The sequence below is a fragment of the Micrococcus sp. genome, from assembly GCF_030523875.1.
In the GTDB taxonomy this organism is placed as follows: domain Bacteria; phylum Actinomycetota; class Actinomycetes; order Actinomycetales; family Micrococcaceae; genus Micrococcus.
This window is the reverse complement of record NZ_JAUNHR010000041.1, coordinates 1-19,660: the sequence shown is the minus strand read 5'-3', so window position 1 is coordinate 19,660 and position 19,660 is coordinate 1. Positions and strand designations below refer to the sequence as shown.

General features: G+C 75.9%; 21 protein-coding genes. 7 read left to right on the top strand and 14 right to left on the bottom strand.

The window, feature by feature from the left end:
• Both Q4D18_RS06985 and Q4D18_RS06980 read right to left on the bottom strand, forming a co-directional pair.
• On the bottom strand, positions 1-641 hold a 641-nt coding region (locus Q4D18_RS06985; protein WP_303126799.1), incomplete at its 3' end, for a pyroglutamyl-peptidase I.
• A 201-nt stretch (positions 642-842) separates the two neighbouring features.
• Positions 843-1,358: a (deoxy)nucleoside triphosphate pyrophosphohydrolase gene (locus Q4D18_RS06980; RefSeq protein ID WP_303126798.1), complete on the bottom strand. Its 516-nt coding sequence runs from the start codon at positions 1,356-1,358 to the stop codon at positions 843-845.
• A 57-nt stretch (positions 1,359-1,415) separates the two neighbouring features.
• On the opposite strand from Q4D18_RS06980, the gene Q4D18_RS06975 reads away from it, so the two are divergent.
• On the top strand, positions 1,416-2,681 hold the full coding sequence (locus Q4D18_RS06975; RefSeq protein ID WP_303126796.1) for an MFS transporter: 1,266 nt from the start codon (positions 1,416-1,418) through the stop codon (positions 2,679-2,681).
• Between the two features lie 139 nt (positions 2,682-2,820).
• A complete protein-coding gene (locus Q4D18_RS06970; protein ID WP_303126794.1) occupies positions 2,821-3,093 on the top strand; it encodes a GlsB/YeaQ/YmgE family stress response membrane protein in 273 nt (90 codons plus the stop codon).
• 111 nt (positions 3,094-3,204) lie between these two features.
• Here the strand turns inward: Q4D18_RS06970 and Q4D18_RS06965 are convergent, their stop codons facing one another.
• The 4 genes from Q4D18_RS06965 to infC form a co-directional block, all read right to left on the bottom strand.
• On the bottom strand, positions 3,205-4,110 hold the full coding sequence (locus Q4D18_RS06965) for an RNA methyltransferase (RefSeq protein ID WP_303126793.1): 906 nt from the start codon (positions 4,108-4,110) through the stop codon (positions 3,205-3,207).
• 138 nt (positions 4,111-4,248) lie between these two features.
• Positions 4,249-4,635, bottom strand: coding sequence for a 50S ribosomal protein L20 (rplT, locus tag Q4D18_RS06960; RefSeq protein ID WP_248125190.1), 387 nt, complete (start codon positions 4,633-4,635; stop codon positions 4,249-4,251).
• Between the two features lie 89 nt (positions 4,636-4,724).
• Positions 4,725-4,919 (bottom strand): 50S ribosomal protein L35, encoded by a 195-nt coding sequence (gene rpmI, locus Q4D18_RS06955; protein ID WP_135029525.1) that lies wholly within the window; start codon positions 4,917-4,919, stop codon positions 4,725-4,727.
• A 123-nt stretch (positions 4,920-5,042) separates the two neighbouring features.
• Positions 5,043-6,035 carry a translation initiation factor IF-3 gene (gene infC, locus Q4D18_RS06950; protein ID WP_303126800.1) on the bottom strand — a complete coding sequence of 331 codons (993 nt, stop codon included), beginning with the start codon at positions 6,033-6,035 and terminating at the stop codon, positions 5,043-5,045.
• A gap of 329 nt (positions 6,036-6,364) precedes the next feature.
• Here infC and Q4D18_RS06945 point away from each other — a divergent pair, with 329 nt between their 5' ends.
• Positions 6,365-6,733: a DUF1844 domain-containing protein gene (locus Q4D18_RS06945; protein WP_303126790.1), complete on the top strand. Its 369-nt coding sequence runs from the start codon at positions 6,365-6,367 to the stop codon at positions 6,731-6,733.
• Between the two features lie 21 nt (positions 6,734-6,754).
• Here Q4D18_RS06945 and Q4D18_RS06940 read toward each other — a convergent pair whose 3' ends face one another.
• Entirely contained in the window at positions 6,755-7,192 is a 438-nt protein-coding gene (locus tag Q4D18_RS06940) for a hypothetical protein (RefSeq protein WP_303126788.1), read from the bottom strand.
• A gap of 388 nt (positions 7,193-7,580) precedes the next feature.
• On the opposite strand from Q4D18_RS06940, the gene Q4D18_RS06935 reads away from it, so the two are divergent.
• Entirely contained in the window at positions 7,581-7,829 is a 249-nt protein-coding gene (locus Q4D18_RS06935; RefSeq protein ID WP_303126787.1) for a WhiB family transcriptional regulator, read from the top strand.
• Between the two features lie 96 nt (positions 7,830-7,925).
• On the opposite strand, the gene Q4D18_RS06930 is transcribed toward Q4D18_RS06935, so the two are convergent.
• From Q4D18_RS06930 to Q4D18_RS06920, 3 genes are read right to left on the bottom strand one after another with little or no spacing between them, the layout of a single operon-like run.
• The gene (locus tag Q4D18_RS06930; protein ID WP_303126785.1) at positions 7,926-9,428 is read right to left on the bottom strand and encodes a sensor histidine kinase; all 1,503 of its coding nucleotides are present in this window, start codon (positions 9,426-9,428) and stop codon (positions 7,926-7,928) included.
• The gene (locus tag Q4D18_RS06925; protein WP_303126784.1) at positions 9,398-11,122 is read right to left on the bottom strand and encodes an ATPase; all 1,725 of its coding nucleotides are present in this window, start codon (positions 11,120-11,122) and stop codon (positions 9,398-9,400) included. The genes Q4D18_RS06930 and Q4D18_RS06925 overlap by 31 nt, the downstream gene beginning before the upstream one ends.
• Before the next feature lie 2 nt (positions 11,123-11,124).
• Positions 11,125-11,772 carry a flagellar biosynthesis protein FlgA gene (locus Q4D18_RS06920; RefSeq protein ID WP_303126782.1) on the bottom strand — a complete coding sequence of 216 codons (648 nt, stop codon included), beginning with the start codon at positions 11,770-11,772 and terminating at the stop codon, positions 11,125-11,127.
• Between the two features lie 224 nt (positions 11,773-11,996).
• Between Q4D18_RS06920 and Q4D18_RS06915 the strand changes: the two genes are divergently transcribed.
• On the top strand, positions 11,997-12,224 hold the full coding sequence (locus Q4D18_RS06915) for a helix-turn-helix domain-containing protein (RefSeq protein WP_303126781.1): 228 nt from the start codon (positions 11,997-11,999) through the stop codon (positions 12,222-12,224).
• Between the two features lie 15 nt (positions 12,225-12,239).
• Here Q4D18_RS06915 and Q4D18_RS06910 read toward each other — a convergent pair whose 3' ends face one another.
• Positions 12,240-12,803 carry a hypothetical protein gene (locus Q4D18_RS06910; protein ID WP_303126780.1) on the bottom strand — a complete coding sequence of 188 codons (564 nt, stop codon included), beginning with the start codon at positions 12,801-12,803 and terminating at the stop codon, positions 12,240-12,242.
• 163 nt (positions 12,804-12,966) lie between these two features.
• On the opposite strand from Q4D18_RS06910, the gene Q4D18_RS06905 reads away from it, so the two are divergent.
• Positions 12,967-13,716, top strand: a complete 750-nt coding sequence (locus Q4D18_RS06905) for a LysM peptidoglycan-binding domain-containing protein (RefSeq protein WP_303126778.1) — start codon at positions 12,967-12,969, stop codon at positions 13,714-13,716.
• Between the two features lie 115 nt (positions 13,717-13,831).
• Positions 13,832-14,329, top strand: coding sequence for an Rv3235 family protein (locus Q4D18_RS06900; RefSeq protein WP_303126776.1), 498 nt, complete (start codon positions 13,832-13,834; stop codon positions 14,327-14,329).
• Between the two features lie 97 nt (positions 14,330-14,426).
• Here Q4D18_RS06900 and secA read toward each other — a convergent pair whose 3' ends face one another.
• The 3 genes from secA to raiA all read right to left on the bottom strand — a co-directional run bounded on the left by secA (position 14,427) and on the right by raiA (position 19,307).
• A complete protein-coding gene (gene secA / locus Q4D18_RS06895) occupies positions 14,427-17,165 on the bottom strand; it encodes a preprotein translocase subunit SecA (RefSeq protein WP_303126775.1) in 2,739 nt (912 codons plus the stop codon).
• 87 nt (positions 17,166-17,252) lie between these two features.
• Positions 17,253-18,614, bottom strand: coding sequence for a winged helix-turn-helix domain-containing protein (locus Q4D18_RS06890; protein WP_303126773.1), 1,362 nt, complete (start codon positions 18,612-18,614; stop codon positions 17,253-17,255).
• A gap of 3 nt (positions 18,615-18,617) precedes the next feature.
• Positions 18,618-19,307: a ribosome-associated translation inhibitor RaiA gene (gene raiA, locus Q4D18_RS06885; RefSeq protein ID WP_303126771.1), complete on the bottom strand. Its 690-nt coding sequence runs from the start codon at positions 19,305-19,307 to the stop codon at positions 18,618-18,620.
• Positions 19,308-19,660 lie beyond the last annotated feature (353 nt).

Genomic DNA, 19,660 nt, shown 5'->3' with positions numbered 1-19,660 from the left:
AGCGCGCCGCCGGGCACGGCGAGGTCGGGCTCGTCCTCGAGGGCGGCGAGCGCCGTCTCGGCCACCGCCCGGGCGAGGGACGCGGCGGGCAGCGCCGGCGTCCCGGGGTCCGGCCGGTGCCCCTCGTCCCACGGCACGTGCACGAACCCGGCCCGGCGGGCCGTGCCGGGGGCGTCCAGGAGCGCGTACATGACGTGGTTGCACACGAACGTCCCGGCCGACAGGGACAGCTCGGCCGGCACCCCGGCCGCGCACACCCGCGCCAGGGCCCGCTTGACCGGCAGCGTGGCGAGGTGGGCGGCGGGCCCGTCCGCGCGCACGGGCCGGTCCACGGGCTGGGCCCCGGCGTTGTCCGGGATGCGGGCGTCCTGGAGGTTCACGGCCACGCGCTCCAGCCGCACCCGCTCCGTCCCGCCCGCCAGGCCGACGGCGACCGCCGCCTCGGGCCGAGCCGCCTCGAGCGCCGCGGCCAGGGCCGGCCCGGACCCCGCGAAGGTGCACGGCAGCTGCACGGCGCGGGCCGCCACCCCCTGGTCCGCGAGCAGGGCGACGGCGTCCCGGGCGGCGACGGTCGACGGGTTGTGGGGGTCGCCGCCGAACGGCTCGAACCCCGTGAGCAGCACACGGACGGAGGAGGTCATGGGGCCAGGGTACGGGCGGCGCCATGGCCGCGGCGGTGATTGCCGGGCTTTCGAACACATGTTCTAATGAAGCCCTGCGATGGGAAGCGCAGAACCTGCGGCCGGGGGCGGAGCCGCGCGGGCGGGGTCCGGCACGCCGGTCGGACGCCCGTCCCGCCGCCGCCCCCGGTCCCGCGGGCACCCGCCCCGCCGGTCACGTGGTCAGAGCCCGGTGTCCCGGGCGGCCACGCGGGCCAACAGGGCGTCCACGATCGGCCGGTCCGCCGGGATCCAGGCGAGGGCGTGCAGGTCCTCCAGGGTCAGCGGCGTCCAGACCAGGAGGTCGTGGTCCTGCAGCGGGCGCGGTTCGGCCGCCGGGTCCTCGAGCGCCCCGAAGAACACGCGCATCCGGGCGCCGTTGGCCAGTACCCACCCCTCCGGGTCCGCGGCGGCCACCTCGGCGCCCAGGTGCACCGCCACGCCCAGCTCCTCCCGCACCTCGCGGACCAGCGCGTCCCGCGGCTCCTCCCCCGGCTCGACCTTCCCGCCGGGGAACTCCCACAGCCCGGCGAGGGCCTCGGGGGCGGAGCGGCGTGCCGCGAGCAGCGACGTCGGCCCGGCCGGGGCGTCCACGAGCGCCACACCGACCACGGGCCGGGGCGCCCGCGGCGTGTCCGGCGGCGCCGCGACGGCCGGCGCGGGCGGGACGGGACGGTCTGCGGATGTGTCCGAGGTCATGCGACCAGCGTAGCCAGGGGCCCGGGGCGGGCCCGCCCGCCTCCGTAGGCTGGGGCGGTGCCCCCTTCCAGCCCCCGCAGGACCCCGACCCCCGTGCCCGCCGACGTCGCCCCCGAGGGCCCGCCAGCCCCACCCGCCGACCGCCGGGGCACGCGGCTGCTGCCGGCCATCCTGGCGCTGGCGCTGGGCAGCTTCGCGATCGGCACCACCGAGTTCACGATGATGGGGCTGCTGCCGGAGGCGGTCGCGGACCTCGGCGTGGGCCTGCAGGCCGGCGGCGTCCTCATCTCCATGTACGCGCTCGGCGTGGTGGTCGGCGCCCCCGTGCTCGCCACCGGTCTGGCGCGCGTGGACCGCCGGACCTCGGGCATCCTCCTGATGGCCCTGTTCCTCCTGGGCCACGCCGGCTCCCTCCTCTCACCCACGCTCGGCACGATGATGGCCGCCCGGTTCGTCTCCGGCCTGCCCCACGGCGCCTACTTCTCCGCCGCCGCGCTCGCGGCCGCTCACCTGGCGGGCCCGGCCCGGCGCGGACAGGCGGTCGCGTGGGTCATGGCGGGCCTGTCCGTGGCCAACGTCCTCGGCGTCCCGGCCGCCACGGCCCTGGGCCAGGCGGCCGGCTGGCGGTGGATGTTCGTGATCGTGGCCGGCTGCGCCCTGGCGTGCATCGTCGCCACCGTCCTGCTCGTGCCCCGCGTGCCGGCCCCGGAGGGCTCCTCCGTGGCGCGCGAGCTGCGCGGACTGGCCTCCGGTCGCCTGTGGTCCACCGTCTCGATCGGGGTGATCGGCTTCGCGGGCATGTTCGCGCTCTACACGTACATCGCCCCGCTGCTGACGGACGTGGCCGGACTCGAGGCCCGCTGGGTGCCCGCCGTGCTGGCGCTCTACGGGACGGGCATGGTGATCGGCACCCTCGTGGGCGGGGCGCTGACGGACCGGGACCCGGTGGCCACCCTGCGTCTGAGCTTCGCCGTGAGCGCCGTAGGGCTGCTGGGCGTCGGCCTGACGGCGCCGTGGTGGCCCGCCCTGCTGGCGTGCATGCTGGTGGTGGCGCTGGCGGGCTCGGGCATCGCCCCCGCCCTGCAGGTGCTGCTCGTGGACGCCGCCCCCGGGGCACCGCAGCTGGCGGGCTCCCTCAACCACTCCGCCCTGAACATGGCCAACGCCATGGGCGCCTGGGTGGGCGCCGCGGCCATCGGCGCCGGGGCCTCCCTGCAGGCGCCCCCGCTGATCGGCGCCGGGATCGCCGCCCTGGGCGTGCTGCTCTCCGTCGTCCTGCTGCGACGCGAGCCGGTCGGAGACACCCCCTCCGTGCCGGCCTGAGCGGCCTCGGACGCCCGCCCCGACGACGCCGGAGTGGCCCGGCATGACGCAGGGCACCCGTGGACCTCTCTTGCCACCCTCGGTGCGGGGCCGGTAAATTGACTTCACGACCTTGTCATCACTCGAAAGGAACTCCATCATGGGCTTCATCGCCTGGATCGTCCTCGGCCTCATCGCCGGCGCCATCGCTCGTGCCATCCTCCCGGGCCGCCAGGGCTCCGGTTGGCTCGGCGCCCTCCTCACCGGCGTCGTCGGCGCCCTCCTCGGCGGCTGGATCGCCGGTGCGCTGTTCAACATCGACACGATGAACTCCTTCTTCTCGCTGAGCACCTGGATCTTCGCGATTCTCGGCGGCGTCATCGTGGCCTTCATCTGGCAGGCCATCACCGGCCGCCGCGGCACCCGCGTCTGATCAGCTGATCAGCGCCCGGCTCCTCTGAGGGGCCGACCGCACCGAGAGGGGCGGGACATCGGATCACTCCGATGTCCCGTCCCTCTCTCGTGTGCTCGGAGGCTGGTCTGCTCACTCGGGCCGCGGGGCGGCCATAGCCGACGCGTAGAGGCACACCGTGGCCGCCGTGGCCACGTTGAGGGACTCCGCCGCACCGTACAGGGGCACGGCCACCCGCCGGTCGGCCAGGGCGAGCTCCGCGTCGTCCAGGCCCTGCGCCTCATTGCCGAACAGCCAGGCGGTCGGCCCCGCGACGGCGGCCGCGTCGAGCCGGTCGAGGCGGTCCGTCCCGTAGCCGTCCGCCGCCCACACCTGCAGCCCGGCGGCCCGCGCGTCGGCCGCGGTCCGGCCGGCCTCCGCCCCGGTCAGCACGGGCAGGTGGAACAGGGACCCCGCCGTGGAGCGCACCACCTTCGGCCCGAACGGGTCCACCGATCCCGTCGTCAGCACGACGGCGTCCGCGCCGGCGGCGTCGGCCGCCCGCAGGACGGTGCCCGCGTTGCCCGGGTCCTGGACGCGGCAGAGCACCGCGGCCAGGCGGGCGTCCCGCCACAGCTCCTCGGCCGGCAGCAGCTCGGGCACGCGGGCGACCGCCACGATCCCCTGGGCCGTGACCGCGTCCGTCATCGCCGTGAGCACCTCGTCCGTGGCCTCCCGGACCAGCACCCGGTCCGGCCCCTCGAGGCCGTGGACGCGGGCCACGAGCTCCCCCAGCTCCGGGTCCCGCCAGGCGAGGTCCGGTGCCACGAACACCTGGGTCAGCACCTGCCCGGGGCGCCACTGGCGCCGGGCCCGCTCCGGTCCCTCGCCCAGGTGTGCGCGCAGGGCCTCGCGGCAGCCCTGCGGTCCCTCCACCAGGAACGTCCCCGACCGACGCCGGGCGGCCCGGCCGGCCAGGGCGGCCACGGCACGCACGCGCTCGGCACGGGGGTTGTCCATGACGTCGGACGGCACGGGGGGACGGGTGTGGCGGGTCATGGGGTCCTCCAGGGGCGGGGGTCGGAGCGGCGAGTCGAGGGGGACGGGACGCGTCGGCGTCGTCGGGGCATGACGAAGGGGCGGGCCCATGCGGGCCCGCCCCTGTCGGTCACGGCGCGCTCACGCGCGGGGGACGGCTCAGCGCGAGGCGGCCGGGGCGTTGACGTCCGCCGGCAGCGCCGTGCGGGCGGTCTCCACCAGGGCCGTGAAGGTCGCGGCGTCGGAGACGGCGATCTCGGCCAGCATGCGGCGGTCCACCTCGACGCCGGCCAGCTTCAGGCCCTGCATGAAGCGGTTGTAGGTCATGCCGTTGGCGCGGGCGGCCGCGTTGATGCGGGTGATCCACAGGCGACGGAAGTCGCCCTTGCGCTTGTGGCGGTGCTGGTAGTTGTAGACGAACGAGTGGAGCAGCTGCTCCTTCGCCTTGCGGTACAGGCGCGAGCGCTGACCGCGGTAGCCCGAGGCGCGGTCCAGGATCGTCCGGCGCTTCTTGTGGGCGTTGACCGCCCGCTTCACACGTGCCACGTGTGTTCTCCAATCTGTGAGGTTCCCGGCGGCGCCGTGCGCGCCGCGGCGGGAGGAAGGTCAGGACCGGCCCTGCGGGCCGGAGGGGATCAGATGCCGAGCATCCGCTTGATCGTCTTGATGCTGCCCTTGGAGACGGCCTTGTCCCCGGCCAGACGACGCGTCAGGCGGGAGGACTTGTGCTCCAGGTAGTGGCGACGGTTGGCCTGCTGGCGCATGATCTTGCCGGAGCCGGTCACGCGGAAGCGCTTCTTGGCGCCGCTGTGGGTCTTCATCTTCGGCATGGCAGCCGTTCTCCTTCGTCGTCAGCTGCCCGCGCCCCTCGGACGCGGGTCAGTGCTGTTCTCGCCCGCCCCGTGCGGGGCGGACCGGTCTGGTGCCCGACGCGCGGTGCGCGCCGGGGTGGTTCAGCCGCGCTGGCCGGGCTTCGGCGCCCCCTTGCGGGGGGCGGCCGGCTTCGGCGGGGCGGGCATCGGCTTCGGCACCGCGGTCGGCTTGGGGGCCGCCGCGGGCTTCGGCGCGGTCGCGGGGGTCGCGGCCGGCTTCGGGGCGGGTGCCTTCGGAGCGGCCGGGGCCTTCGGAGCTGCAGCCTTCGGGGTCGCCTGGCGCGGGGCCGGGGCGGCCTTCCTCTCCTCCGGCGCCGCCTGCTGCGGCGCCTCGGCCTTCTGCTGCGGCTTGGCCGGTGCGGACCGGCGCTCGGCCTCCTCGGCGCGCTCGGCCGCGAAGGACCGCAGCTGCTCCGGGAAGGCGTCGCCCACGGAGTTCTTCACGGGCGCGGCGTTCGCCTCGGCCTTGGCCGCCGCGGCGGCCCGGGCCTCGCGCGCCGCCTGGTCGCGGCGGGAGCCGCCGCCCTTGCGCTCGCGCTGGGGGGCGGCGTCCTTGACCTGGTCCTCGCGGGCGTCGGCCTTGGTGCGCACCGGCCCGATGACCATCACCATGTTGCGGCCGTCCTGCCGCGGCTGGGACTCGACCGTGCCGAGCTCCGCCACGTCGGCGGCGAACTTCTCGAGCAGGCGGATGCCGAGCTCGGGACGCTGCTGCTCGCGGCCGCGGAACTGGATGATGGCCTTGACCTTGTCCCCCTGGCTCAGGAACTTCTTGGCGTGGCCGGTCTTGGTCTCGTAGTCGTGCGAGTCGATCTTCAGGCGGAAGCGGACCTCCTTGAGGACCGTGTTCACCTGCTTCTTGCGTGACTCACGGGCCTTGACGGCCGCCTCGTACTTGAACTTGCCGAAGTCCATGAGCTTGCACACCGGAGGCTTGGCCGTGGGGGCCACCTCCACGAGGTCCAGATCGGCCTCGCCGGCGAGGCGCAGGGCGTCCTCGATGCGGACGATGCCGACCTGCTCGCCGTTCGGGCCGACGAGTCGGACCTCCGGAACGCGAATACGCTCGTTGATGCGGGGATCGCTGATGGTGCCACTCCTGTTTGCTGGACGATGGGGGTCCCGCGCTGGCCGGAGCCGCCTCCATGAAGAAGGCCTCCCCTGCGTCGCGCAGTCGGGAGGCCTCGAAACGGTCCCGGGACGGGACCCTTCGCTGTGGGCGTCGGGGATGTCCGCACGTCACGAGGACGCGGGACGACCGCCGCTCACGCGGTGACCCGGCAACTCGGCCCGGGGGTGCCGGACATCCTGCTGACGCGGGTGGGAGGAGGCCTCCACTTTCTGTCCCTCCGGACTGCACGACGACGCGCCACCCGGAGAGGGTCTGTGGGAAGCTTACCACCATGACCGAAGAGAACAGCCACCAGCACGACGCCCCCGAGGCGCCCGCCGAGATCCGGGAGATCCACGAGGTCCCCGCCGCCGAGGTGATCACCACCACGGCCGTCCATCTGATGACGGCGTCCGCCGTGAAGGTGGGCCTGGCCGACGGCCCGGACGCCCGCGAGCTCGTGGACCTGGACGAGGCCCGGAAGCTGATCACGGCCCTCGCCGGCCTCGTCACCGCCGCGGCCCCCGAGATCGGCAGCCAGCACGCCGGGCCGCTGCGCGACGGCCTGCGCTCCCTGCAGCTCGCCTTCCGCGAGGCCTCCCCGTTCCCGGACGCCCCGGGCAAGGGCCCGGGCGAGAAGTTCACGGGCCCCGTCAGCTGAACCGACGGCGTCGCCCTCCCCTCAGCGCTCGGCGTCCTCCTGCCTCAGGTGGGAGGACGCCGAGCGCGTGAAGAGGGCGAGCAGGCCCGCCGTCGAGACCATGAGCAGGCCCACGCCCAGCGGGGCGGCCCCGATGCTCACGAGCCACCACCCCAGCACGGCGCCGAACAGCTGCACGGCCACGGCGGCCCCCCGGCTCCACCCCCGGCCGCGGAGCATCCCCACGGCGGCGGCGCCGACCCACGCCCCGAGGACCACGTAGATCACCACCAGGAACACGCGGGCCCCGAGCGGCAGCCCGCCCGAGTCGAACTGCAGGACGGCGTCCACCGCGAGGAACAGCAGCGCGGCCGACTCGAGGGCGAGCGCGCCCGCCGCCACGAGGACGGACAGGGGTGCGCGGCGTCGGGCCGGGCGGCCCCGCTCCGGCGCGGCGCGGTGCAAGGGGGACGAGGACATGGGCGGCCTTTCGGGGCGGCGGGGCGGGACACGGACCGGGCCCCGGGGTGGACGGACGGGCCGACCGCGTCGGCCGCGGTACCTCCACGCTACGCGGCCGCCCGCCACCCCGTGGCTGCGACGGTCCCGTGGCTGTGACGAAGGACTCAGGTCGGGCGCCCCGATGTGATCCATTCATCCCTTGTTCACGTTGCAAGCGCGTGGGAGGATCACTACCGATCAGTTTCTCGCGGGGACCGTCTCGACCGATGCGGTCCCCGTCGCATTTGACCCGGTCGTCCGCATCCCGGGCCGGCGGCGCGTCCCGCGCCCCGTGCCCGTCGCGGCCGTGACGACCAGCATCCGGCGGCCCCGGGCCCCGCAGCAGACACAGGAAGCGAGCATCACCATGGACTGGCGCAGCAAGGCCGCCTGCCTCGACAAGGACCCCGAGCTGTTCTTCCCGGTGGGCAACACCGGCCCCGCCCTCCTGCAGATCGAGGAGGCCAAGGCCGTGTGCCGCACGTGCGAGGTGATGGACACCTGCCTGAAGTGGGCCATGGAGTCCGGCCAGGACTCCGGTGTGTGGGGCGGCATGAGCGAGGACGAGCGCCGCGCCATGAAGCGCCGCGCCGCGCGCGCCCGCCGCGCGTCCTGACCCCGTCGGCCGCCGCCGCGGCCCGGACGCCCGTGACGCCCCCGGACCCGTGGTCCGGGGGCGTCGGCGTGTCCGGTCCCCTCCCCCGGTGCTCGGTCACTCCACCGGGATGCGCACCTCGGCCCGGGTGCCGGCATCGGACAGCCGGCGCCAGCGCAGCGAGCCGCGCAGCTCCTCCGTCACGAGCGTCTGGACGATCCGCAGGCCCAGCCCCGAGGACGAGGGCCGCGGCACGAACTCCTCCCCGTCCTCCTCGGGGTCCCCGACCCCGTCCGTGACGGAGAGCGCCAAGACGTCCCCGGAGGGCGTCCGCTCCCGGCGCGCGCGCAGGACCACCCGGCCCCCCTCGGGCCCCGTGCCGTGCTCCACGGCGTTGGTGGCCAGCTCGTTGACCGCGAGGGCGAGCGAGGTGACCACGTGCGAGGGCAGTCCCCCGAACTGGGCGTCGACCACGGACTCGAGCGGGCGACCATCCCCGGCGACCTCGACCGCCAGCCGGAACTGCCGGGCCATCAGCGCGTCCACGGACACCTCGGAGTCGAGCTGCTCGCTGAGGGTCTGGTGCACGAGGGCGATCGTGTCCACCCGCTGCATGGCCTGGCGCAGGGCCCGCTGGGTCTCCGGGGAGCCGGTCCGGCGGGCCTGCATGCGCAGCAGGGAGCCCACGGTCTGGAGGTTGTTCTTCACCCGGTGGTGGATCTCCCGGATGGTGGCGTCCTTGCTCATCAGGCGCTGCTCCTGACGGCGCAGCTCGGTCACGTCCCGCAGCAGCATGAGGGCGCCCCGCCACCCGTCGGCGCCGCGCAGGGGCACGCAGCGGACGGTGAGGGTGGCCCCGTGGGCCTGGACCTCGGTGCGGCCGGCGCGCTGGCCGCTGAGGACCGCCCATGAGCCCTCCTGGACCGGCCGACGGGCCGCCTCGGTGCCGGCGAGCAGCTCCGTGAGCGAGTGTCCTGGGACGGTGGCGTTCACACCGAGGCGCCGCAGCGCGGAGACGGCGTTGGGGCTGGTGAACCGTGCGGCGGAGTCCGGACCGAGGACCACGAGGCCGTCCCCGACGCGCGGGGTGCCGCCGATCCAGTACGCCGGCGGGTCGTGGGGATCGGGCCAGCGCCCGTGCTGGACCATGTCCAGCAGGGTGCCGGCCGAGGCTAGGTAGTTGTCCTCGATCGCGGAGCGCGCCGGCCGCGAGTGGGGGTCCTCGTGGGCGCTGACCACGCCGATGACCCGCCCCTGGCGGACCACGGGCCACAGGCGCACCTGGAAGGACGCGCCCGGCTCCACCAGGGGCCCGACGCCGTCCGCGGGCGGCCCCGCGCGCCACACCCGCTCCAGGAGCGCGCGCAGGTCCGCGCGGGCGCGCGAGCCCACGATGTCCCGGTGGAAGAGGGTGGGGGCGGTGAAGGGGCGCACCTGGGCCATGGCGATGTGGCCGCCGCCCGCCTGGGAGGCCGGGGCGGGGTGCCAGAGCACGAGGTCCGCCAGGGCGAGGTCCGCCACCAGCTGCCAGTCGCCCACCAGCATCTGCAGCCAGGCCCGGTCCTCGGGCGCCAGGTCCGGGTGCGTGCTCAGGGGGTCCGAGGCGAAGGTGCTGGCCATGGGATCACCCTACGGCGCGCCCCGCCGCGGGCGGCACGGGTCCGCCCGGACCGACCGCGGGCGCCGGCCGTCACGCGGGCGGCCGCGTCGGGGTCCCGCAGAGCCAGCTCGCGCAGCGCACGGCGCAGCGGGCCGGACGGCGCGGCCTCGGCGAGGACCTGGCCGCCGAACAGGGCCCGGTCCGCGGCCTGGGGATCCCACGGCAGCTGCGCCACGAGCGGCAGGTCCGGCCCGTACCGGGCCCACACGCCGGACACCTGGGCCTGCGGGGAGATCCCGGAGGCCTGGGGTCGCACGCGGTTCATCACCACCTCCACCCGCTCGGCGGGCAGGTCCTCGGGGAGCGTCTCGAGCCCGCGCAGCAGGCGCGGCAGGGAGACGGCGTCGGCCCCGCCCACCGCCACCACCCGGTCCGCGAGGGACAGGGCGAGCACCGCGGCCCCGTTGCGCTGCGGGGCGGGGACGTCGAAGGAGAGCTCCTCGTCCTGCTCGAGGCTGAAGCCCACGTCCACCACCACGCGGTCCCAGCCGCGGCGCGCCTCGGCGAGGACCTGGCGGAGCGCACCGGGGCGCAGCTCCGTCCAGCGCTCGGGACGGGTCAGGCCCGTGAGCACGTCGAGCGGCCCGCCGGCCACCCGCACGCGCACCGCGGCCTCCACGAGGTCCTCGGCCGTGAGGGGGCCGCGGTCCGCCCGGTGAGCGGCCCGGGCGACCCCGGCGGTCTCCTCGGTCAGCCCCAGGTGCACGCCGACCGCCGGCCCGTAGGTGTCCAGATCCACCACGAGGGTGCGCAGCCCGGCGATCGCGTACTCGGCGGCCAGGTTCACGGCGACCGTCGTGCGGCCCGGGGCGCCGGTGGGACCCCACACCGCGACCAGGCGCGGCTCGGGTCGGCCCTCCTCCCCGGCCTCTGCGCGGGCGACCTGATCCACGCCCTCCAGGAGGCCTCCGGCCTCCGCCGCGAGGACATAGGGCCGCCCCGTGGCCCCGGCAGGGGGAAGCGGGCCGTCCCCCTCCGGCTTGGCCGACCGGACCGGGGCGGTCGGGGTGTCCGCGAAGAGCCCGGCCAGCTCCTCGTCCGTGACGACGGCGACGCCGTCGGCCTCTCCGACCGAGAGCGGCTCGCCCTCGCCCACGGGCCTGCCTCCGGCGCCCCGGACCGTCCGTGCGGGAGGGCCGCCCGGGCCCTGACCACGGGCGGCCGGGGTCCCCTCCTCCCCGCCCCCGACGGATGCGCCGCCGGTCTGCGGAGGATCGGTCTCTTCGGGCTCGGCCTCCGCGGTCGGGGCCTCCTGGCCCTGCTCCTCCGGGTCGACGGACAGGTCCGCGGGCCGACCGGTGTGGGCGGCGCGGACGGCCTCCTGGACCGCGTCGGCGAGGACGAGCGGCTCGGCGTCGGCGCGCAGGCAGGGCACGCCGAGGGCGCGCAGCCGCCGCCGGTCCTCCCGGACCTCGCTCATGGCCACGACCCCGACGGGCCGCGGCACCCGGGCGATCTCCTCCAGCAGGCCGCGGCCGAGCAGGTCCGCCCCGTCCGCGACGAGGACGGCGTCCACCAGGCCCGAGCGGGCGACGGCGATCAGCTCTGCGAGGTCGGCGGTGCGCCGCACCACCGTGATCTCCCCCTGGGCCCGCTCCAGGGAGCCGACCAGGTCGGAGCCCTCGGGGACGACGACGGCGAGCGAGACGCGCACCCTCAGCCCTCCCCGAGCGCGGGGACCACGGTGATGCGTGCGTCCGACGTCTTCGCGTCCAGCAGCCGCGGCAGAAGCTCCTCGTCCGCCATGAGCTGGAGCCGCGTGGTCGCGGCGCCGCCGAGACCGCCCGCGTCCTCCGTGCGCTCGGCAATCTCCACGCCGGCGGCCAGCCGCTGCGGGGCCTGGTGACCGCGCCCGTCCTCCTCCGGCGCGGCCGCCCACACGTCCACGCGGTCCCCCACCCCCACCCCCGTGGGCAGGGGCTCGGCCAGGGCGACCCCCACCGGGCGGCGGCGTGCGGGATCGGCCGGCGCCATCACCCCGGCGGGCACGAGCTCCCCGCGACGCACGACGGCGCCCACCACCTGTCCTTCGGGGGCGGGACGGTCCGCGGTGAGGTACAGGCCCGCGGCGTCCTGCAGCTGCGCCTCGACGGGGACGAACGCCGCGGCGTCCACCGGCGAGCCCGGGGCGAGGTCACGGGACGCGGCCCAGTACGTCTGCGTCCGCTGCGCGGCGGCCAGCAGGGCGACGACGCCCGCCACCGACGCGAGCACGAGCACGAGCCCCACCAGCAGACGGGGGTCGCGCCAGCGGGGGCGGCGGAGCCGGGCGCCCTCGGCGGGCGCGGCGCGGTCGACGGTCATGGTCGGTTCCCCCTTCGCACAGGCCCGTCCCCGGGCCGCGCGGACCGGGCGCCCCGTCAGCGCCGCGCCCCCGCGCGCACCCCACAGTAGCGAGGCCGGCACCGCTCGGCGGGCATCGGCGCCTCAGGTGTGGAAAAGTGTCCCGGGTCCGTCGGGCGGGCGCTTGAATGGGGGGTGCGAGCGATCCCGTCCGCACCGTCTCGTCACCACCTCCGGGAGGATCCGTGCAGCGCTTTCTGACCCTGACCGACGTCGCCGAGGTCTTGAACGTCTCCGTGAGCCAGGCCCGGGCGCTGGTGCGCACGGGCGATCTGCAGGCCATCCAGGTCGGGGGGCGGGGCCAGTGGCGGATCGAGGAGTCCTGGCTGGACGAGTTCGTGGAGCGGCAGCGGGCCGTCACCCGCGAGCGCGTGGAGCAGTGGACCCGGGAGGACGCCGACGCCGGGCGCTGACCCAGGGCCGCGGGCTCAGCCGCCACCCCCCGCGTCCGCCACGAGGCCGAGCGCGGAGAACGGGACGGTGAGGCGGCCGCGGACCGCCTCCCGGCGACGGGCCTCGTCCCTGGCGTGGCGGGCGATGTCGACGTGGTCCGCCCCCACCCGGTCCAGGGTGCCCTCGGCGAGCGCCGCCCCGGCCACCGAGGTCAGTCGCACCGCCGCGCGGGCGCGGGCCAGGCGGCGGAGGGCGGCCGACAGCGGTGCCCGTGCCGAGGGTCGCTCCGAGGCCTCCGCGGCCGATCCGAGGTCCCCCTCGACCGCCGCGAGGGACGCCAGGGGCACCAGCAGTCCGCCGCCCGCCCCGCCGACGCCGCCGACCCACCCCTCGCCCACCGTGTCGAGCCGCACGTCGCGGTGCTCACCCCACAGCAGGTGCAGGCGCACCGTGCGGCCGATCCCGCCCCGCAGCCGCTCCGCCGTGCCCAGCCGTGCCCACTCGCCCCGGGTGAGCTCGGCCGCCTCCGCGACCAGTGCCCGCCGGTCGAGGTCCGCCCACTGGGCTTCCAGGTCGTCGAAGAGTCCGTCCCACCGCATGCCCACAGGATAGGTCGTGCCCGTGCACACCGAGTGGTGCGCGAAAGATCATCACATTGCATCAAACGACATCATTGACAACCAACGGCACCCTCCGCTTCACTGGAACGGACAACGGTCGAGGACGGCACGGGAGCCGCCTCGCCGACGATCGGAGGGGATCATGTCCGCAGCCACGTCACACCTGCATCCTCGGCGCAGCCGTGTCGCCACAGCCGACCTCGCCGCGGCCGTCCTGCTGATCCTCGCGGGCCCGGCCCTGCTGGCGGCCTCCGCGAGCCTGCTGAGGGCCGCCCCCGGCACCGCCGAGGACACCGTGCTGCAGACCCTGGGCCTGGCGGCCGGGGTCGCCGGCCTCGTCCTCCTGGCGTGGTGGGCGGTGGGCCTGCTGGGCCTGGCGCTCCAGGCGGCGGGGCGGCGGACCGGTCGGGCCGGCTGGGTGCGCATCGGCCTGCGCCTGACCCCAGGCGTGCTGCAGAGGGTGGGCGCGGCCGTGCTCGGCGCCCAGCTGATCGCCGCCCCGGCAGCGCTCGCCGACGTGGGCCCCGGCGGGCCGGGAGCGGTCGACGCCTCCTGGACCTCCGCCACCGCCCCGGCCGACCGGCTGCCCAGCGCGGCCTGGACCCCGCGGTCGCCCCAGACCCCGCCCCCGGGCGCCGTCTCCGAGGCACGACCCACTACGGATCGTCCCACCATCACCGTCCGGGCCGGGGACTGCCTCTGGGACATCGCCGCCCGGGAGCTCGGCCCCGACGCCACACCGCGGGAGGTCGACCGCCGCTGGCGGGACTGGCACCGCGAGAACGAGGACGTGATCGGCGAGGACCCCCACACCCTCCTGCCGGGCACCGTGCTGGTGGCCCCCGTCTTCTCGCCGCACGCCGCCCCGCCGGCGGGGAACCCCTCCCCATGAGATCCGCCCGTCCGGGCCGCGTCGCCTCCCCCGCCACGGTCCGGACCCCTGCCGACCCGCCGGCACCGTCTCCCCCGCTTCCCTTGCTTCCCACGCACACCTCCAGGAGGACGCCATGACCGCTCTCGCCCCCGCCCACGCCCACGCCCGTCGTCACGGCCGCCCGGCAGCCCGTCCCTCCGACGGGTCGACGCTGCTGCACGGCACGGCCCGACGCACCGCCGTCCTGCCGCGCGGCGAGGACCTGCTGCGCCGCGCGGACCGCGAGCAGGACCGGGAGGAGTTGCGCCGCGTGCGCTCCCTGGCCGCCGTCGTCGCGGTGGCGATCGTGGAGACCGAGGCCGGCCGCCGCCCGCTGCGCGACCTGGCCGGCTGGCTCGACCCCGAGGCGTTCGAGAAGATGGGCCGCCGAGTGGACCTGCTCTCCCGCACCGGCACCCGGCCTCACCTGACCACGGCGCCGCGTCCGGCCGGGGCCCGGGTCTGCGAGGTCGCCCCCGGACGGATCGAGGCCAGCGCCACGGTCGTCGTCGACGGGCGGGCCCGGGCGCTCGCCCTGCGCGTCGAGCGGCGACTGAGCCGCTGGAAGGTGACCGCGGTCGAGATCGGCTGATCCCGCCGCGGACGATCCCCCCGTACGCCACGGGCCCCGGCCACCGCGTCCTCGCGCGGCCGCCGGGGCCCGTCGTCGTCTCCCTGACGGGGATCCGTCAGTCCTGGCGACGCTCCTGACGCGCCTGGCGGCGGCGGGAGGCGCGGTTGGTGGCGGCGTCGACGGTCCGGCCGTCGCCGGTGACGGCCTTGGCCTCCACGGCTCCCCCGTCCTCGGAGGGGCCGATCAGGCGCAGCTGTGCGGGCTGACGCGGCGTCTCCACGCCCTCGATCGAGATCTGCGGGGCCATCGTGGCCGCGCGGGCGTCCTTGATGCCGGGCAGCTGCGTGGGCGCCGGTGCCGCGGCGATCTGGGCGCGGAACAGCGTGCGCACGGACTCCTCCCGGATGGCGGCGAGCATCGCCTGGAACATCGTGTAGCCCTCACGCTGGTACTCCACGAGCGGCTCGCGCTGGGCCATCGCCCGCAGGCCGATGCCCTCCTTGAGGTAGTCCATCTCGTAGAGGTGCTCCTGCCACTTGCGGCCCACCATGGACAGCACCACGCGGCGCTCGGCCTCCCGCAGGTTCTCGGCGCCGACCTGCTCCTCGCGATCGTCGTAGGCCAGCAGCGCGTCGGAGACCAGCTCGCGGCGCAGGTCCGCGGCCTTCAGGCGGCCGCGCCCGCCGGCCTCCTCCATGACGTCCTCCGGGGTGATGCCCACGGGGTAGACCTCCCGCAGGTCGGCCCACAGCTGCTCGAGGTCCCACTCGGTGGGCCCGCCCTCCTCTGTGTGGGCGTCCACGACGGCGCCCACGGCGTCCGCCACGAACCCGCGCACCTTCTCCCCGAGGTTCTCGCCCTCGAGGATCGAGCGGCGGTCCGCGTAGATGGCCTCGCGCTGGCGGTTCATGACGTCGTCGTACTTCAGGACGTTCTTGCGCTGCTCGGCGTTGCGGCCCTCCACCTGGGACTGGGCGTTCTGGATGGCGGAGGACACCATCTTGAACTCGAGTGCCATGTCGTCCGGGATGGAGGCGGAGTTCATGATCCGCTGCGCGGCGCCGGGGTTGAAGTTGCGCATCAGGTCGTCCGTCAGGGACAGGTAGAACCGGGACTCGCCCGGGTCGCCCTGGCGGCCGGAGCGGCCGCGCAGCTGGTTGTCGATGCGACGGGAGTCGTGGCGCTCGGTGCCCAGCACGTACAGGCCGCCGGCCTCGCGGACCCTCTCCCGGTCCCCGACGACGGCCTCCTCGGCCTGCGCCAGCACCTCGGGCCAGCGGGCCTCGTAGGCCTCCGGGTCCTCCGCGGCGTCGAGGCCGAGCTCGGCCATGCGGGTGACCGCGGTGAACTCGGCGTTGCCGCCGAGCATGATGTCCGTGCCGCGGCCGGCCATGTTCGTGGCCACCGTGACGGCGCCCGGCCGGCCCGCCTGCGCCACGATCGCGGCCTCGCGCGCGTGGTTCTTGGCGTTGAGGACCTCGTGCCGGACGCCGGCCTTGGACAGCAGGGTGGAGAGGTACTCGGACTTCTCCACGGACGTGGTGCCCACCAGGACAGGCTGGCCCGCGGCGTGGCGCTCGACGATGTCCGCGACGACCGCGTCGAACTTCACCTTCTCGTTCTTGTAGACCAGGTCGTTGCGGTCCACGCGCCGCTTCTCCTTGTTCGGCGGGATCACCACCACGCCGAGCCCGTAGGTGGAGGTGAACTCCGCCGCCTCGGTCTCGGCGGTGCCGGTCATGCCGGAGAGCTTCTCGTAGCCGCGGAAGTAGTTCTGCAGGGTCACGGTGGCCAGGGTCTGGTTCTCCGGCTTGACCTCCACGCCCTCCTTGGCCTCGATGGCCTGGTGCAGCCCCTCGTTGTACCGGCGGCCCTTGAGGACGCGGCCAGTGTGCTCGTCGACGATCTGCACCTCCCCCTCGAGGACGACGTAGTCCTTGTCCCGCTGGAACAGCTCCTTGGCCTTGACGGCATTGTTCAGGAACTGGATCAGGGTGGTGTTCTGCGCCTCATAGAGGTTCGCGATGCCGAGGTGGTCCTCGACCTTCTCGATGCCGGGCTCGAGCACGCCCACGGTGCGCTTCTTCTCGTCCACCTCGTAGTCCGTGCCCTTGTCCAGCTTCCGCACCAGCCGGGCGAACTCGCCGTACCAGCGGCTCGTGGCACCCTGCGCGGGGCCGGAGATGATCAGCGGGGTGCGCGCCTCGTCGATGAGGATGGAGTCCACCTCGTCGACGATCGCGTAGTGGTGCCCGCGCTGGACGAGCTCGTCCAGGGACCAGGCCATGTTGTCCCGCAGGAAGTCGAAGCCGAACTCGTTGTTCGTGCCGTAGGTGATGTCCGCGGCGTACTGGGCGCGGCGGGTGGCCGGATCCTGCCCGGAGACGATCACGCCGGTCTCCAGGCCCAGGAAGCGGTACACGCGGCCCATCAGGTCGGCCTGGTAGGAGGCCAGGAAGTCGTTCGTGGTGACCACGTGCACGCCCTTGCCGGTGAGCGCGTTCAGGTACGCCGGGGCGGTGGCCACGAGGGTCTTGCCCTCGCCGGTCTTCATCTCCGCGATGTTCCCGCGGTGCAGGGCGATCCCGCCGAGCAGCTGCACGTCGTAGTGCCGCTGGCCCAGGGTGCGCCCGGCCGCCTCGCGCACCGCCGCGAAGGCCTCGGGCAGCAGCAGGTCCAGCGACTCGCCGTCCGCCAGGCGGGCCCGCAGCGTGTCCGTCTCGGCCCGCAGCTCGGCGTCGGTGAGGGCGCGGAAGTCCTCCTCGAGGAGGTTCACGGCGTCCACGGTGCCGCGCATGCGGTTCAGGACGCGGTTGTCCGAGATCTTCAGGACGCGGTCGATGATCGAAGGCACTGGCTCTCTGCTCCCTTGCGGTGGGGCCCGGGCTCAGGTCGCGCACGACGGCGGCCGCCCGGTCCGGTACGCGGTCGTCCGGACAGTCTACGGTCCGGGGCTCTCCGGGCCGTCCGCCCGGAGGCGCCCGCGCACCGGCGCCACGAGGTCCCCGGGGGCGTCCGCGTCCACCACGACGCCGGCCGCACCGGTCCAGCACGCCAGGCGCCGCAGCTCCCCGACCAGTGCCGCGGCGACCTCGTCCGCGGTGGGCGCGGGGTCCCGGGGGCCGGGCACCGCGGCCGGGTCCTCCGTCCACGCCCCGCGCACCCGCAGGACGGGCGGGTCCGCCCGGCGGTCCGCCTTCAGGTCCACCTGGGCGGTGAGCCGTTCGCCCTGCACAAGCAGCAGCGGGTAGTAGCCGCGCTCGCGGCGGGCGGCGGGGGTGTAGATGCCGATGCGGTACCGCACCCCGAACAGCCGCTCGACCCGGGGGCGGTGGAACACGAGCGGGTCGAACGGGTTCACGAGGGCCACCGCCGAGGCCGTGCGCGGCGCGCGCGCCCGCGGGTCCGCCCATGCCGGGACGGCAGGCCCCTCGCCCAGGCGCACCCGCACCGGCACGGCCTGACCGCGCTCCTGCAGCACCGCCAGGGCCCGCCGGGTGAGCGCCACGGGCAGGCGGTGGTAGTCGGCCACCGCCGCGGTGGAGGCCACCCCGAGGGCCCGCACCGCGGCCGCGGTGAGCGGCAGCGCCGCGGCCAGCGCGGGGTCGTCCCCGGCCGCGGGGTCCGGGGGGACCGGGGTGAGGCCGCCCCGCCCCTCGGCCCACAGCAGGGAGGGCAGGGCGTATCGGCGCTCGAACGAGGCGGTGCGCCCGGCCGCCACGACGGCCCCGGTGGCGAAGAGGTGCTCGAGGACGCGCTTGCCGCGCGACCAGTTCCAGCCCCAGCCGTCCTCCCGCGCCCCGGCGTCCACGCCGCGGGCCTCGAGCTCGCGGGCCGTGAGCGGGCCGTGCCGCGCCAGCAGCGCCAGCACCTGCTCCTCCGCCGCCCGCCGCTCCTGCTCGGGCAGTCCCGTGGCCAGGGGCCAGGTGCGGGACTGCAGGGCCACGAGCGCGGTCCGGCGCTCGGCGGGGACGATCGAGGCCTCGTGCGCCCACGCCTCGGTGAATCGGTGCGGCCGCGCCACGGTGAGACGCTCGACGTCGGACGGGTCGACGCCGTCGAGCCGGGAGTGGAAGGGCATGAGGTGGGCCCGGGCGAGGACGTCCACCGAGTCGATCTGCACGACCCCGAGCCGGTCCATCACGGCCCGGACCCGACGCGCGGAGGCGGCCGGACGGGGTCCGGCCAGGCCCTGCGCGGCCAGCACGACGCGGCGGGCGCGCGAGGCCGACCACACGGGGGCGGCGCCGCCCGGGTGCTCCCCGGCCGGCGCCGCCCCCCCGCGTGCGGACGGGCCGCTCACGCCTCACGCATCCGCGTCGGCCTGCGCCCGGTACGGGCGCTCCTCGCCCTGCTCGGGCGCCGCGTGGTCCGCGGGCAGGTCCGGGTCGAGGGTGAGGACGCCGTAGCTCCAGCCGCGGCGGCGGTACACCACGGACGGGGTGTCCGTCTCCGTGTCCTGGAAGAGGTAGAAGTCGTGGCCCACGAGCTCCATGGCGTCCACCGCCTGCTCCGCCGTCATGGGGGTGGCGGGGAACGACTTGGCCCGGATGCTCACGGGGGTGCCGCTGGCCGGCACGCCCGAGGCCTCCTGGGCCTCCGCCGCGAGCTCCTCGCCGTTGGCCGGCAGCGGCGGGACGAACGCGACCTCCGCGCCGCGGGAGGACGTGGCGCCCTTGCCCGCACGGCGGTCCTTGCGGCGGTCCCGCAGGCGGCGCAGGCGCTCGGCCAGGCGGGCGGCGGCCGCGTCGAACGCGGCCAGCTTGTCGTCCGCGTCCGCCTCGGAGCGGACCACCTCGCGGGCGCCGCGCACGGTCAGCTCCACGCGGACGGTCTCCTGGGAGTGGCGGTGGTGGGAGGACTTGGTGACCTTGACCTCGAGGGTGTCCGCGGCCTCGGCGAGCTGTTCGATCCGCTCCCGGCGCTCCTCCACATGGTCACGGAAGCGGTCCGTGAGCGTGAGGCCTCGGGCGATGTAGCTGACGTCCAGAGTCATGGTGTCCTCCTGAATCCGACTCACTCGGGCCCCGCGGCGGGCGGGTGGGAGGTCGCGGTCCCCTCCTCGGGACCGCCGCGCGGGCGGTCCGGGTGAGAGGGGCGATCCTCCTTCCGGCCGTCGGCGGGACGGGAGCAGCTGGCGCGTGCTCCGTGCGCGGCACACTACCGGGGCCCGGGCCCCGAGGGCCAGGACCCTCCGACGCCGGCGGCGACGCGGACGGACGCCCTCACCGCGCCGGGGAGCCCGGGGCGCGGCGCGGGGGCGCCACCGCGGCCAGCACCACGGCGCCCACCGGCTCGGCCCCGGCCGCGCGCACGGCGGCGGCCAGCGCGGCGAGGGTGGCCCCCGTC